The sequence below is a fragment of the Streptomyces sp. NPDC102360 genome, assembly GCF_044766085.1.
In the GTDB taxonomy this organism is placed as follows: Bacteria; Actinomycetota; Actinomycetes; order Streptomycetales; family Streptomycetaceae; genus Streptomyces.
The window spans coordinates 67887-82730 of sequence record NZ_JBIWLG010000009.1; the positions used below are offsets into that span (position 1 = coordinate 67887).

At 71.6% G+C, this 14844-nt stretch carries 13 protein-coding genes; 2 read left to right on the top strand and 11 right to left on the bottom strand.

Translation table 11 applies throughout. The features are described from left to right. Nucleotides 1-56: 56 nt before the first annotated feature. The 8 genes from ACIRHA_RS29870 to ACIRHA_RS29905 form a co-directional block, all read right to left on the bottom strand. Nucleotides 57-1559, bottom strand: a complete 1503-nt coding sequence (locus tag ACIRHA_RS29870; RefSeq protein WP_403852324.1) for an aldehyde dehydrogenase family protein — start codon at nt 1557-1559, stop codon at nt 57-59. Between the two features lie 201 nt (nt 1560-1760). Further along, nucleotides 1761-2576, bottom strand: coding sequence for a hypothetical protein (locus tag ACIRHA_RS29875; RefSeq protein WP_403852327.1), 816 nt, complete (start codon nt 2574-2576; stop codon nt 1761-1763). Then, entirely contained in the window at nt 2573-2938 is a 366-nt protein-coding gene (locus ACIRHA_RS29880) for a hypothetical protein (protein WP_403852329.1), read from the bottom strand. Before ACIRHA_RS29880 ends, ACIRHA_RS29875 begins: the two co-directional genes overlap by 4 nt. Beyond that, on the bottom strand, nt 2925-4685 hold the full coding sequence (locus ACIRHA_RS29885; RefSeq protein ID WP_403852332.1) for a hypothetical protein: 1761 nt from the start codon (nt 4683-4685) through the stop codon (nt 2925-2927). The genes ACIRHA_RS29880 and ACIRHA_RS29885 overlap by 14 nt, the downstream gene beginning before the upstream one ends. Nucleotides 4686-4881: 196 nt before the next feature. Continuing rightward, the gene (locus ACIRHA_RS29890; protein ID WP_403852335.1) at nt 4882-5874 is read right to left on the bottom strand and encodes a malate dehydrogenase; all 993 of its coding nucleotides are present in this window, start codon (nt 5872-5874) and stop codon (nt 4882-4884) included. Between the two features lie 263 nt (nt 5875-6137). Continuing rightward, nucleotides 6138-7184, bottom strand: a complete 1047-nt coding sequence (locus tag ACIRHA_RS29895) for a DUF2690 domain-containing protein (protein WP_403852338.1) — start codon at nt 7182-7184, stop codon at nt 6138-6140. A gap of 288 nt (nt 7185-7472) precedes the next feature. Next, nucleotides 7473-7913 (bottom strand): DUF3017 domain-containing protein, encoded by a 441-nt coding sequence (locus ACIRHA_RS29900; RefSeq protein ID WP_403852340.1) that lies wholly within the window; start codon nt 7911-7913, stop codon nt 7473-7475. A gap of 91 nt (nt 7914-8004) precedes the next feature. Then, nucleotides 8005-8868, bottom strand: a complete 864-nt coding sequence (locus tag ACIRHA_RS29905; RefSeq protein WP_266713264.1) for a bifunctional methylenetetrahydrofolate dehydrogenase/methenyltetrahydrofolate cyclohydrolase — start codon at nt 8866-8868, stop codon at nt 8005-8007. 230 nt (nt 8869-9098) lie between these two features. Here ACIRHA_RS29905 and ACIRHA_RS29910 point away from each other — a divergent pair, with 230 nt between their 5' ends. Then, entirely contained in the window at nt 9099-9809 is a 711-nt protein-coding gene (locus ACIRHA_RS29910; RefSeq protein ID WP_403852343.1) for an RDD family protein, read from the top strand. 116 nt (nt 9810-9925) lie between these two features. Here the strand turns inward: ACIRHA_RS29910 and purH are convergent, their stop codons facing one another. Continuing rightward, complete coding sequence (purH, locus tag ACIRHA_RS29915) at nt 9926-11509, bottom strand: bifunctional phosphoribosylaminoimidazolecarboxamide formyltransferase/IMP cyclohydrolase (protein ID WP_403852346.1); 1584 nt, start codon at nt 11507-11509, stop codon at nt 9926-9928. Next, complete coding sequence (gene purN / locus ACIRHA_RS29920) at nt 11506-12189, bottom strand: phosphoribosylglycinamide formyltransferase (protein WP_403852349.1); 684 nt, start codon at nt 12187-12189, stop codon at nt 11506-11508. Before purN ends, purH begins: the two co-directional genes overlap by 4 nt. Nucleotides 12190-12427: 238 nt before the next feature. Here purN and ACIRHA_RS29925 point away from each other — a divergent pair, with 238 nt between their 5' ends. Then, a complete protein-coding gene (locus tag ACIRHA_RS29925; RefSeq protein WP_403852352.1) occupies nt 12428-13222 on the top strand; it encodes a hypothetical protein in 795 nt (264 codons plus the stop codon). Between the two features lie 171 nt (nt 13223-13393). Here the strand turns inward: ACIRHA_RS29925 and ACIRHA_RS29930 are convergent, their stop codons facing one another. Continuing rightward, on the bottom strand, nt 13394-14734 hold the full coding sequence (locus ACIRHA_RS29930; RefSeq protein WP_403852355.1) for a DUF6350 family protein: 1341 nt from the start codon (nt 14732-14734) through the stop codon (nt 13394-13396). Between the last annotated feature and the right edge of the window lie 110 nt (nt 14735-14844).

The following is a 14844-nucleotide window of genomic DNA, read 5'->3' on the forward strand; positions in this document are numbered from 1 at the left end:
CCGAGTCGTTCAGGCGGCGTACGTGCACGGGCGCGAGGCCCAAGAGGAAGTGGACGTCAGCCCGCGAACCACCGGACGGGCTTAGGCGCCAGGTTCTGGTACACGTGCTTGCTCTCCCGGTACTCGGCGAGCCCCGCAGGACCCAGCTCACGACCCACACCGCTCTTTCCGAACCCGCCCCACTCCGCCTGCGGCAGGTACGGGTGGAAGTCGTTGATCCACACGGTGCCGTGCCGGAGACGGCGCGCCATGCGGCGGGCCCGGCCCGCGTCCGTGGTCCACACGCCGCCCGCGAGACCGTACTCGGTGTCGTTGGCGAGCTCGACGGCCTCGTCCTCGGTGCGGAACGTCTCGACGGTGAGGATCGGACCGAAGGTCTCCTCACGGATGACGCGCATCCCGCGGTGGCACTGGTCGAGGACGGTCGGCTCGTAGAAGTAGCCGGTGGCGGGCCGCACCTCGGACGCCTCGGGGCGCTTGCCGCCGCAGCGCAGCACGGCGCCCTCGGCGAGCGCGGAGGCGACGTAGTCCTCGGTCTTGTCGCGCTGGGGCTCGCTGACGAGCGGGCCGCACTCGACGCCGTCCTCGGTGCCGCGGCCGAGGCGGATCTTCTCGGCGCGGCGGGTGAGTTCGGCGACGAAGCGCTCGCGCACGGACTCCTCGATGATGAGCCGGGAGCCCGCGGAGCAGACCTGGCCGCTGTGGATGAACGCGGCGTTGAGCGCCTGGTCGACGGCGGTGTCGAAGTCCTCGTCCGTCTCGCACGCGTCGGCGAAGACGACGTTCGGGTTCTTGCCGCCGAGTTCGAGGGCGACCTTCTTGACGGAGACGGCCGCGGCCTGCGCGACCTTGGTGCCGCTGATCAGGCCGCCGGTGAAGGAGACGAGGTCGACGTCGGGGTGGTCGGCGAAGCGGGCGCCGACGGTGGCGCCGGGCCCCGTCACGATGTTGGCGACGCCCTGCGGAAGACCGGCCTCGACCAGCAGCTCGACAAGCACGACCGTCGTCAGCGGCGTGATCTCGCTCGGCTTGATGACGAAGGTGTTGCCCGCGGCGAGCGCCGGGGCGATCTTCCAACTCGCCTGCAGGAGCGGGTAGTTCCACGGCGTGATCATGGAGCAGACACCGACGGGCTCGTGCACGACGACGCTGTGGATGTCGTCGGATCCGGCGTCGACGACGCGGCCCGCGCCCTCACCGATGACGAGATCGGCGAAGTAGCGGAAGGCGTCGGCGACGCAGTCGACGTCGACGCGGCCCTCCTCGACGGTCTTGCCCGCGTCCCGGCTCTCCAGGAGGCCGATCTTCTCGCGGTCCCTGACGAGGAGGTCGGCGACGCGACGCAGCAGGGCCGCGCGCTCGGCGACGGGCGTCGTCGGCCAGGGGCCCTCGTCGAAGGCCTTGCGGGCGGCGGCGATCGCGGCGTCCGCGTCCTCGGCGCCGCCCTCGGCGATCACGGCGAACGGTTTGGCATCCGCAGGGTCGAGGATCTCGCGCGTGGCCCCTGCTGCGGCCCCGCGCCACTCTCCGTCGACATGGATGGTGTTCTGTACTGACACGACCTGCTTCGCCTTCCGTTCCGGGAATGTCCCCCGAGCACCGCAAACGCCCTTTCGGCGCTCTCTCCGGTGACGTCGGATTCCCCTGCCCCGGCGTATGGCAAGCATGCCCCCACATCGACGAAAGTGCGCTGTGTCACGACACCGCGCGGGTGCGGGCGGCGACGCTGCGTGAGAACGGTGCGGGCCGCCCGCGCCCGCTCACTCCTGCGCGAACCGCGACAGCACGGTGGCCAGCCGGTCCCGCTGCCCCGGCCACTCGGACTCCGGGCCCGCGACGAGCACCGCGTACTGCGTGCCGTCCTGCGCGGTGAACGAGAAGTCGACCACCTTTCTGCGCGCGCCCAGCTTCTCGCTGTCGTACGCGTACACGAGCTCGGCCGCGTCGTCGGTGACCTCTTCCGAGGCCCCCTCGGGGGCCGGCGTCTCCTCCAGTGAGCTCTCCTCGTACCCGTCCTCCGAAAGACTCTTCGAGAGGCTGTCGGCCGCGACCCGGAGCGATTCGAGCGGTGTGGTGTCCGGCTCCGTGATGGTGAAGACCTGGATGAGCGAGGACTCGTCGGGGGACGTGTAGAACACCCCCTGCTTGCTCTCGCTGCGGTCCCAGCCCTCGGGCACGGCGAGCGCGAAGCCCGCCTCGTCCGCCACCTGCCGATAGCCGGCGGGGAGCTCGCCGGTCGGCGTGGGAGTCGGGGTGGGAGTGGGCTCCGGGCCGGAGCTGGTGGGCGCCGCGGACGTCCTGGTCGGCTTCGGGTCAGGACCCGGATCGTCACTGCGGCCCAGCAGCACCACCGTCGTCGCGACGGCGGCGCCGAGCACGGCCGCGCCCACCAGCACGAGGGCGAAGCGCCGGTTCCGGCCGGACGGCGACGGGGGCGGCCCCGGGTCCTCTGGTCCCGGCCAGGGCGCCGGCGGGGCGAACTCCGGCCGCGGCGGGGGCGGCGAGGACACCGCTCCGGGGCCCGAGCCCGCCTCCTCCCAGCGCTGGGTCTCCTCGTTCCAGTGGCGTCCGCTCATCTCAGATTCCCCAGCATCGCGGCCACCGTGCCGGCCGACGAGAGCAGCGAGACGAGCGCCTGCGAGTCGCCGAGCAGCGCGCGCAGCCGCTCGATCCGGCTCGCCGGGGCGCTGCCGGTACGGGTGATCTCGCCCTCCGTCTCGGCGAGCTCGGTGTCGAGGGTGCGCAGCCGGCCGTCCTCGTCCCGGAGCCGGGGCAGGTCCGCGCGCAGCGCACGCACCGCCTCGAGCAGCTCCCGCATCGCCTCGTCCTGCTGCGGACCGCTGTTCGTGTGGCTCTCCGCGTGGGCGTGGCTGCCGATGGCGAAGGTGCTGCCGTGGACGTCACCGATGGAGACCGAGGGCTCGTCATTCGCCGCCATGGTCGTCGGTTCCCTTCTCTTTCGGGGTGGCGCCGTCGGCCGCTCCCGACGTCGCGCGGGCGTGCGTACCGACGGCGAAGGTGGAGTCCTCGACCCGGTCGATGTTCACGCCGCCACTGCTGATGTTCACGATCTTCTGGACGAACTCGCCGGTCTGGTAGCCGGATTCGGCGAGCGCGTGCAGCACTCCGTTGGCGATGCGGTCCTGGATCGACTTGAGGTAGCGCTCGACGTCCATCTGCTGGAACAGCGAGCCGGGGCCCTCCGAGCCGAGCTCGCGCACCGACACGGCGGGGCCGTCCGGCAGCGCGCTGCCGTGCCCACCGGTGAGCACCTGCCAGCCGTACCCGGCCCAGCGGCCGATGGTGACGAGGGAGCGCACGGGAGAGCCCGCCACCCGCGCGAAGGCCCAAGCGGCCTTGCCGAGCGGGTTGTTGTGGCGGAACTGGTGGGCGGTGCGGTCCGCGTTCTGGAACGGCTCCCGCACCGGGGCGAGGACGTGCGGCGCGATCTCCAGCATCAGCATCCGGCCCTGCGTGTGGACGCGGACGAAGACGGTGACGACCAGCTCCTCCTCCCAGCCGCCGACCCGGATCCGCAGGAAGTGCCGGCGCTTCTCCGCGCCCTCCTCGACGGAGCGCGCCCGGTGCTCCTCGAAGGACTCCGGCCGGTAGGGGGCGTCCTCCCGGTGCGTGAGTCCCTCGGCGGGCAGGAAGACGCACTCGTCGATCTCCAGCCAGCGCAGCCGGTCGCGCACGGTGGTGCCCGCGAACTCGGCGGGCAGTCGCAGCTGTTCGAGCAGCGGGCGGACCTGCTCCAGGATCTTCCGGTTGTTGAGCGGCTGCTGCTTCTTCATCCGGTCGGGCCGCAGCTCGACGGCGAGGGTCCAGGTGTCGACCGGTTCGCCCGCCCCGCAGAACGGGCGGACCGCGTGGTACATGATCAGCGGTGCGTGCTGCTCGATCCTGATCCGCCGCTTCACACGCTGGAAGCGGGCCCCTTCGGCGCTCTCCGCGGGGTCGGCGGTCGCGTCCCCGAACCGCGCCTCGGACAGCTCGGCGCCGAGGGCTCGTGCGAACTGGCTGCGCTGGGCGCCCACGCACGCGGCGATCAGGGCGAGCAGCAGCAACGTGAGCCAGCCGTGCAGGGCGTCACCGGAACCGGCGCCCTGGGGGATCATCCAGCTCAGGGAGTCGGGCAGGACGTCGTACAGGAACGAGCGGATCTCGTAGGAGGCGCTGTCGTAGTCCTCCTCGCCCCCGCCCAGGACCATGCCCACGGTGGAGAGCAGCAGCATCGCCAGCAGGATCCGCCCCCACCAGCGCACGTACCAGGCGACCACCCGGCGGTAGATCGGCGGCCGCTCGCCGGGCCCGCGGATCCACACGCCGAGCGCGAGCAGCGCGGACGGCAGCAGGAACGCGAGGATCCAGTAGCCGGTCAGCGGCAGCCCCACCACCCACAGGCCGAGCACGGCCCAGGACCAGGCCACTTCGATGCGCCGGGCGCGTAACGCGTGCGCGAGGACGCGGGCCGCGTCGAAGCCGAGCGAGGGGGCCGCGATGCGCTGCTCGTACAGGTGCAGCTGTTCGATGACCCGGTCCCGGTAGCCCTGGTCGAGATAGGCGCCGGCGCAGAGCAGCCGGGTGGCCTCGCTGGCGTGCGGCGGTTTCGCCGACGGGGGTGGCCCCGCCACCCCGACGTCGCCCTCGGACGGCGACTGCTGCGGTACATAGGCGGTGCTCACACCACTCCCCCGATGCCATCGATGATGACTGTTCGAACTGCCCGTTCTCGTGCGGCAGTTGATGAAGGAGAAGCATAGGACGTCGCGGTGACATCCAGAACTGGATACTCCGCATGGGACCGCAGAAAGGCGGCTGCCCCTCGGACATCAAGATGTCCGAGGGGCAGCCGCCTTGAGCGCGCCGATCAGATGCGGATCAGATGAGGCCCAGGCCGCGCACGGCCTCGCGCTCGTCCACCAGCTCCTGCACGGACGCGTCGATGCGCGTGCGCGAGAACTCGTTGATCTCCAGGCCCTGGACGATCTCGTACTTGCCGTCCTTCGTGGTGACGGGGAAGGACGAGATGATGCCCTCCGGCACGCCGTACGAGCCGTCCGACGGGATGCCCATGGAGGTCCAGTTGCCCTCGGCCGTGCCGTTGACCCACGTGTGGACGTGGTCGATCGCGGCGTTGGCGGCGGAGGCGGCCGAGGACGCGCCACGGGCCTCGATGATCGCGGCACCGCGCTTGGCGACGGTCGGGATGAAGTCCTCGGCCAGCCACTTCTCGTCGTTGCCGATGGCGTCGATGGCGGGCTTGCCGGCGACCGTGGCCTGGAAGATGTCCGGGTACTGGGTCGCCGAGTGGTTGCCCCAGATCGTCAGGCGCTGGATGTCGGCGACCGTGGCGCCCGACTTCTTCGCGAGCTGGGTCAGCGCGCGGTTGTGGTCGAGGCGGGTCATCGCGGTGAAGCGCTCGGCCGGTACGTCCGGAGCGGCGGCCTGGGCGATCAGCGCATTGGTGTTCGCCGGGTTGCCGACGACGAGGATCTTGACGTCGTCCGCGGCGTTGTCGTTGATGGCCTTGCCCTGCGGCTTGAAGATGCCGCCGTTGGCCTCGAGGAGGTCACCGCGCTCCATGCCCTTCGTACGCGGGCGGGCGCCGACGAGGAGGCCGACGTTGGTGCCGTCGAAGGCGACGTTCGGGTCGTCGGTGATCTCGATGCCCTGAAGCAGCGGGAAGGCGCAGTCGTCGAGCTCCATGGCGGTGCCCTCGGCGGCCTTGAGCGCCGGGGTGATCTCCAGGAGACGCAGCTTGACCGGCACGTCCGCGCCGAGCAGCTGGCCGGAGGCGATGCGGAAGAGCAGTGCGTAGCCGATCTGGCCGGCGGCGCCGGTGACGGTGACGTTCACGGGAGTGCGGGTCATGGCGTTCTCCGTAGGACAGCAGGTCATTTGATCGATCTCTTGGTATCAAGAGATCCGTTCGTCAGGCTATCGCGCCCCGCCCGCACGGGAACCACAGGTACCTGTGGATCGCCCCACAGCGGCCCTCCCGTGCCCCGGTCCGAACACGCGAACGGCCGCCGAGCCCGGGAGAGAAAGGCTCAGGCGGCCGCCGTGGGGGTGCTACTGCGCCGTCCCGTGGGGGTAGTGGTCCGCCTTCCCCGAAGCGGCGCACCCATGCGCGACTACTTGGTGCAGCCCTTCTGCCCGTTCGCGAGCGTCGCGCACGCCTTGACGTCGGTGGCCGCGTCCACGGCCATCATCGGCGTGTACGCGTCCGTGTCCGCGGCGCTGACCGTGCCCTTCTTCGAGGACGTGGCGCCCTTCTGCAACCGCACGGCGTCGCCCGGGGCCGCGCCCTGGATCCGGGCCCAGGCCGCCTTGCACGTCTTGCTGTAGCGGACCTGGACGGTGACGGTGCCGACCACCGCGTCGCTGGAGTTCAGCGCGAGATCGCCGCCGCAGTTCATGGCCTCCGGGTCCTTGCCGGCGCAGCCCGCGCCCACGCACTTGACGCCCTCGGGCAGCTGGGTCGCGCTCGCGCTCGGCGAGGGCGACTTCCCGGCCTCGGCTCCGTCGCTCCCGTTCCCCCTGAGCACGAAGAAGCCGATGGCGATGATCAGGGCCGCGCCCAGGGCCCCCGCCCCGAGCATCAGCAGCCGGCGCCTGCCGCCCCCGCCGCCCGGCACCGCGCCCCGCGGCGGCCCCTGGGGCGGCTCCTGCGGCGACAGCACGGGAGCGGGGCCGAACTGGTCCACGCTCGGCGCCGTCGCCTGCGGCGGCACGGTCGGGCGCTGCGCCCCGGCCTGCTCCGCCGGCTTGGCCTGCTTGGCGGGTTTGGCCTGCTTGGTCTGCTTGGCCGGTTTGGTCTGCGTGGCCTGCGCCGGTCCCCCGAACTCGCCCAGCGCGGCCCGCGCCTGGGAGATCCGGATGGCCTCCATGGTCATGTCGTGGCGCATCTCGGAACGGCTCCACGCACGCTCCGCGAGCTCCCACATCGTCGTCAGATGAACGGGATTGGTGCCGGTCACCTCGGCGAGCGCGACGATGGCGCCCTTGGGCGCGAGCAACCGCCCGTTCAGGTACCGCTCCCACGACGTCTTGCTGTACCCGGTACGGTCCGCGAGCGCGGCGATCCCCAGGCCGCTTCGGTCCACAAGCCGGCGCAGCTGTCCGGCGAACTCCCTGACCTGTGGGTCGAGTTCATCCGGAAGCGCCTTCCAACGAGGCATATCGCCCTTCCCCCTATTCCCCCCGCGAGCCCTGTTCCCCCGCGCCGCGCGTCGCGCTTCGGCCCCCACTGGCTACCCATTGGGATGCGGGAAACCAGGATGTCAGTTCCCGGTCCGGGGGCGTATGGGGTCATTCGACAGCGTGCACCGGGCCCTGCGTGCGGAAAACCCCGAGAACGTGCCGGAGATCACCACAAAAGGAGGCGGGGCCTCCAAGGAGGAGGCCCCGCCTGTCACTTGGGGTCGTCAGCGGCTCACGGACGGCTCATCGGCGGCCCGTTCGACGGTTCAGCGCACCGTGAAGTGCAGCGTGTCCTGAAGAAACGGAAGCTTCAGCCACGGGTCCGGCTGCGCCATCATCGCCAGCAGCACGATGACGAGGCCGAGGCCCGCACACGTGACCATGTCGGTGAAGCGCGAGCGCACGGCCAGCATCCCGACGTCCGGCAGCAGCCAGCGCAGCACGGCCCCGCCGAGCAGCGCGACACCCACCAGGATCGTGCCGACACGGAAGAGGCCGAAGGCGGTCAGCAGCAGCCCGAGCGCGGTCGCCGAGAGAACGGCGATGATCGGCCACTGGCGGGCGGGCGCGGGCGCGTCCCCGCCGGCGGCCCGGCCGCCGCCCTCCGGGCGCGCGGTGTCGCGCGTGAAGAGCGGGAAGCGCCGGCTGCCGGACTTCTTCGGGTCCTGGGAGGCACCTTCGGGCGCGGCGCCCTCGGCGGCACCCATGGCGGCACTCCCGGACGCGCTCACGGAAGCGGCCCCGGCCGCGCTCCCAGTGGCGCCCTTCGACCCGCCCATGGCGGCGTCTCCCGCCGCCTCAGCCGACACCGTTCGCGTCCCGTTCGGCGGCCTCGACCACGTTCACGAGGAGCTGGGCGCGGGTCATCGGGCCGACACCGCCCGGGTTCGGCGAGATCCAGCCCGCGACCTCGGTGACTCCGGGGTGCACATCGCCGACGATCTTGCCGTTCTCGTCGCGCGAGACGCCGACGTCCAGCACGGCGGCGCCCGGCTTGATGTCCTCGGGCTTGATCAGGTGCGGCACGCCCGCGGCGGCCACGACGATGTCGGCCCGCTTCAGGTGCGCGGACAGGTCACGGGTACCGGTGTGGCACTGCGTCACCGTGGCGTTCTCGGACTTGCGGGTGAGCAGCAGGGGCATCGGCCGGCCGATGGTGACGCCACGGCCGACGACGACGACCTCCGCGCCCTTGATCTCCACGCCGTGCTTCCGGAGCAGCGTGATGATGCCGTACGGGGTGCAGGGCAGCGGCGCCGGCTCGTTCAGGACGAGGCGGCCGAGGTTCATGGGGTGCAGGCCGTCGGCGTCCTTGTCCGGGTCCATCAGTTCGAGGACGCGGTTCTCGTCGATGCCCTTGGGCAGCGGGAGCTGGACGATGTAGCCGGTGCAGGCCGGGTCCTCGTTGAGCTCGCGGACGACGGCCTCGATTTCCTCCTGCGTGGCCGTCGCGGGCAGCTCGCGCTGGATCGACGCGATGCCGACCTGCGCACAGTCCCGGTGCTTTCCTGCGACGTACTTCTGGCTTCCGGGGTCCTCCCCTACGAGGATCGTGCCGAGCCCCGGCATGACCCCCTTCTCCTTCAGCGCCGCCACGCGGGCGGTCAGATCGGACTTGATCGCGGCTGCGGTGGCCTTGCCATCGAGAATCTGGGCGGTCATGCCGCCATTGTTTCAGGGCGGCGGGGGTTCACCCAAGTTGCACTTGCACAACAGCCTGCGAGGCCCACTGGACAGGAGGGTGTCCGGTTTACGAGCATGATCCGCGCATAGTGCCGCGGGCAGCGGCAGGGGGGAAGATCCGCTCAGGCGGCCGCATCACCACGTATGGCTGTTCCACTCCTCCAAAAGTCCGCGTCGTCCCCGTTTGCCAGGACCGGAGGAATCCCGCCATGAGTTTCGGCGACCAGAACAACCCCTACGGGCAGCAGCCGCCGCAGAACAACCCGTACGGCCAGCAGCCCCCGCAGGGCGCTCCCCAGGGCGTCCCGCCGCAGAGCTACGGCTATCCGCAGCAGCCGCCGGGACAGCCCGGCCAGCCCTACGGCGCGTACCCGCAGCAGCCGCCGGCACAGCAGTACGGCGGTTACCCGCAGCAGCCCGGGGGCCCGGCCGGCGTGCCGCCGCTCGCGTCGATGGGCCGCCGCTTCGGCGCACGCCTGATCGACGGTCTCATCTTCTCGGTGGTCTACTCGATCGTCCTCGGGGCGAAGATCGGCGACCTGATGGACGCCGTCAAGGCCTGCTCCTCGACGGACAGCACCTGCGTGAACGACGCGGTGATGGACTGGTACTCCGAGATCCTGCCGATCGCGGCCGTGTTCATGGTGCTCGTCATGCTCTACGAGGCCCTGATGATCGGCCTCGTCGGCGGCACGCTCGGCAAGCTGGCGGTCGGCATCCGCGTCCTCAAGCTGGAGACCGGTGCGAAGCCGGGCGTCGGCGCGGGCTTCCTGCGCTGGGTGATCCCGATGGTCGGCGGGCTCTTCTGCGGCATCGGCGCGCTGCTCGTCTACCTGTCCCCGTTCTGGGACGGCAACAAGCGCAACCAGGGCTGGCACGACAAGGTCGCGGGCACGGTCGTCGTGAACGTGAAGGGCTGACCCCTCGCCGCGACACGAAGAGGCGGGGCCCGTACGACATGTCGTACGGGCCCCGCCTCTTCGACGCTCGGCCGGTGCTTCGACGCTCGGCCGGTGCTGCGGCGCTCGGCCGGTGCTCAGTGGAAGAAGTGGCGCGTGCCCGTGAAGTACATCGTCACGCCCGCCTTCTTCGCGGCCTCGACGACCAGCTCGTCGCGGACCGAACCGCCGGGCTGGACCACGGCCTTGACGCCCGCGGCCGTCAGGATCTCCAGGCCGTCCGGGAACGGGAAGAACGCGTCGGAGGCGGCGTACGAGCCGCGCGCCCGCTCCTCGCCTGCCCGCTCGACGGCGAGCTTCGCGGAGTCCACGCGGTTGACCTGACCCATGCCGACGCCGACGGAGGCGCCGTCCTTGGCGAGCAGGATGGCGTTGGACTTCACCGCGCGGCTCGCCTTCCAGGCGAACGCCAGCTCGTCCAACTCGCCCTGGGAGAGCGCGTCTCCGGTCGCGAGGGTCCAGGAGGCCGGGTTGTCGCCGTCGGCCTGGAGGCGGTCGGTGACCTGGAGCAGCGCGCCGCCGTCGATCTGCTTCGTCTCGACCTTCGCGGACGGCCCGTTCGGGGCGCGCAGCACGCGGATGTTCTTCTTCTTGGTGAGGGCTTCGAGGGCGCCGTCCTCGTAGTCGGGCGCGACGATGACCTCGGTGAAGATCTCGGCGACCTGCTCGGCCATCTCCTTGGTGACCGGCCGGTTCACGGCGATGACGCCGCCGAACGCCGACAGCGGGTCACAGGCGTGGGCCTTGCGGTGCGCCTCCGCGACGTTCGAAGCCACGGCGATGCCACAGGGGTTGGCGTGCTTGATGATCGCGACGCAGGGGTCCTCGTGGTCGTACGCGGCACGGCGCGCGGCGTCCGTGTCCGTGAAGTTGTTGTACGACATCTCCTTGCCGTGCAGCTGCTCGGCCTCGGCGAGGCCGCCCGTGCCGTCGACGTAGAGGGCGGCACCCTGGTGCGGGTTCTCGCCGTAGCGGAGCACGTTCTTGCGCTCGTACGTGGCGCCGATGAAGTCGGGGTGACCGCTGTCGTCGGCGGCCGCGTAGTCATCGGCGAACCAGGAGGCGACGGCCACGTCGTACGAGGCGGTGTGCTGGAACGCTTCGGCGGCGAGGCGCTTACGGGTGGTCAGGTCGAAGCCGCCGTCCTTGACGGCCGCGAGGACGTCCGCGTACCGCTCGGGGCTCGTGACGATCGCGACCGACGGGTGGTTCTTGGCGGCGGCGCGGACCATCGAAGGGCCACCGATGTCGATCTGCTCGACGCACTCGTCGGGCGTCGCGCCGGAGGCGACGGTCTCCCGGAACGGGTACAGGTTCACGATCACCAGGTCGAAGGGCTTCACACCGAGGTCGGCGAGCTGCTTCTGGTGGTCCTCCAGGCGCAGGTCGGCCAGGATGCCGGCGTGCACCTTCGGGTGCAGCGTCTTCACGCGGCCGTCGAGGCACTCGGGGAACCCGGTGAGCTCCTCGACCTTGGTGACCGGCACTCCGGCGCCTGCGATCCTCCCGGCGGTGGAGCCGGTGGAGACCAGCTCGACGCCCGCCTCGTGCAGCCCGCGCGCGAGCTCTTCCAGACCGGTCTTGTCATAGACGCTGACGAGCGCCCGGCGGATGGGTCGCTTGTTGCTTCCGGCGGTTCCGGCGCTGTTTTCCGCGGTCACGGGGTGACTACCTTTCGTCCCTCAATGCTGAAGCCGTTACGGGCGAGCCGCCCCACGACATCGACGAGCAGCGTGCGCTCGACTTCCTTGATGCGCTCGTGCAGAGCGCTTTCACCGTCGGCGGTGTCCTCTTCCACGATCTCGACCACGCCCTGGGCGATGATCGGTCCTGTGTCGACGCCGTCGTCGACGAAGTGGACGGTGCAGCCGGTGACCTTGGCGCCGTACGCGAGCGCGTCCCGCACGCCGTGCGCACCGGGAAAACTGGGCAGCAGGGCCGGGTGCGTGTTCACGAACCGCCCGCCGAAGCGGGCCAGGAACTCCTTGCCCACGATCTTCATGAACCCCGCCGACACCACCAGGTCCGGCTCGTACGCGGCCGTGGCCTCGGCGAGCGCGCGATCCCACTCCTCGCGGGTGGCGTGGTCCTTGACGCGGCACACGAACGTGGGCAGGCCCGCGCGCTCGGCGCGCTCCAGACCGACGATGCCCGTCCGGTCGGCGCCGACGGCCACGATCTCGGCGCCGTACGCGTCGGCCCCCTGCGCCGCGATCGCGTCGAGGAGTGCCTGCAGATTCGTTCCTGATCCGGAGACCAGCACGACGAGGCGCTTGGCCTTGGCCACGACGGGGCCCTTTCTAGGGGAGCTACGGTGCGCGGTCGGCGCGTGCGGCCGCATCCTTGTGCGTTCGCACGAACGCTTCGCCTTCCCCGATACGGGGAACCCTACGAAGCGGCCGACCGGCAGCAACGATACCGGCACTGCCGACGGGCCCCATGGGACGGGGGCCGGGCCGACAGGTAGCGTCGGCCGGGACGGAACGCTGAGCGGCCATCGGACGTTGACGTGAAGAACGCCACGCCGGGCCGCCGCAGGCGGCTCCGTGACCGACGACCTAGGGGAAGACGCACATCTGATGCCGGACCGAAGCCTTCGCCTCACGCTGCCCACCGGCGCCGTCCTGCCGCGCGAAGGCCGCCCCACACCGCCGTCGCCGCCGTCGCCGCCGTCCAAGGAATCGGACGACTCCAGGGACAGCAATCCGTTCGCGCCGCCGGCCGATGACGCGCCCGACCGGCCGTGGCAGCCGCGCCGCCCGGAGGGCTCGGACTCCGACTCGGGATCCGGATCCGGTTCCGGACAGGGCGGGGGCGGCGCACCCTGGGGCGGCCAGTGGAGCGACCGCCAGCCGGGCCGCGCCCAGGGCGGCCGCTTCGGCGACCGGCCGGGCAACGGCGGGGGCGGCCCCGAGGGGCAGAACGGCGGGCAGGGCCCGGGACCCGGCGGGATGCGCTGGGATCCGACGGACCCGGTCCAGCGCCGTGCGCGCTACGCGCTGCTCTCCGGCATGTGGGGCTTCTTCTTCGCCCTGTTCAGCTGGCCGTACGTGGCGCTGCTGCTCGGCGTGCTCGCTCTGTACTGGGGCATCAGCACGCTGCGCATGAAGCCCCGTCCGGCGGACCCCGACGCCCCGGCGCCCGCGACGTCCCGCCCCGCGGGTTCCGAGTCGGCGCGCCCGCAGACGACGGCGGCGATCAGTGGCCTGGTCACGGGGGCGCTCGCGCTGGCGATGGTGGCGTCGTTGTTCACGGCGAAGATGGTCTACAGCGACTATTACGAGTGCCGTACGGACGCGTTGACCAATGCGGCGAAGAAGTCCTGCGAAGACCTTCTGCCGAAGGAACTCCGGCCGTTGCTCGGCGAACGCTGAGCCGCGGTTACGGCCACGGGGCTCCGCCCCGGACCCCGCGGGCTCTCGTCACAAGAGCGGGGCTTGATATTTCAAGCCCCGCCGGCGATTGAGGCGATCTTTTGGAGCCCCTGCGGCGATTGAGCAGGCCCGTCCGGCAGGACTTTCGGGAAGGGGTGGGGTGGGGGATGGTTACGGCTCCGGGCGGAAGGCCTCGTCGAAGAAGTCGTAGGGCTCCGGCGGCAACTCCGGCGAGGTGACCGGTTCCAGACCGGCCTCCGGCTGCGGCTGCGGCTCGGCCTCGGTGGGCCGGTTGCGGCGCTCACGCCACCACCACACCGCCGACCCCACCGGCACCCCCACCACACAGATCCACCCCACGGCCACCGCCCCGGTCACCCATCCCACCGGCCCGAACTCCGCGAGCGCCGTCCGGCCAAGGGCCCCACCGGCGGCCCCCGCCAGGCACCCCATCGCCGCCCCGCACAGCACCCCGGCCCCGGCAACCGCACCCGCGGTCCGCCGCCACGACCACCCCGCTCCCGCCGCCACGACGAACCCCGCGACGACGACCCCCGCCACCACGGGAACCGCCCCCACGGCCCACGTGAGCGGCGACCCGTCCCCGGCCTTCGGCACCGCCACGAGCAGCGGGAACGCGGGCAGCATCGCCGCCCCTGAGCTGCCCAGCGGCCCCACGGTGTGCCCGACGCCGAGCACGACCCCGGGACCGAGCGCGTACGCGGCACCCCAGATCGCGGCGTTCGGCACGAGCCCCGCGCACAGCAGCAGCACCGCGAGCCGCCCCGACCAGGCCCCCGTGAGGTGCAGGAACGACTCCCGCACCGCTTCCCCGTGCCACACGAGCATCCCGGCCACCAGCAGCGCCCCGCCCGCGACCAGCGCGAGCACCCCGGCCGCCGCCGCCCGCACGGCGACCGGCGCCACCTCCCGTACGAACCCCTCCGGAATCACCCGCGCCAGCGGCCCTGGCAGCGGACCGTACGGACGCCCGTACGCCGTCCACACCCCGAAACCCGCCGCGGCCACCGGGACCACGACCAGGTGCGCCACACAGCTCACCCACGAGGGGCGCAGTTCGCCGTCCGCGCAGTAGTACGTCGCCGCGGCCGCCACCGACAGATAGCCGACCGCCACACCGGCCCAGACGCCCGCCACGGTCTCGGACTCCTCCGCCGCGTCCCGCGCCGCCCGGTGCACCAGCCACACCGGCAGCGCGAGCAGCAGCAGAGGACTGACTCCCAGCGGTACGGGGACCCCTGACAGGGTGTCCGTTCTGATCACCTCGGCGCCGTGCGCCAGGATCCACAGCGCGGCGGCGGTGTGCAGCGCGCCGCCGGACCCGCTGTCGGGGAACGGCGAGCTGATCCACAGCACCATCACGAGCACGGCGCACGCCCCGAGCCCGAGCCCCGCCGCGAGGGCCCCGCGCAGCGCACCCCGGACGGGGCCCGGGGCCCTTTCCCGCAGCCGGGTCAGGAGCAGGGGCAACGAGAGTCCAAGGCCGGTCATTTGGGTCACCGGACCATGCTCCCAACGACACACCCATACCTCGCGCAACAGGCGAAGCCCGGATGTGTCGCACAAGATACGTTTATGTTCTTTTTCGCACGAAAGGGTGT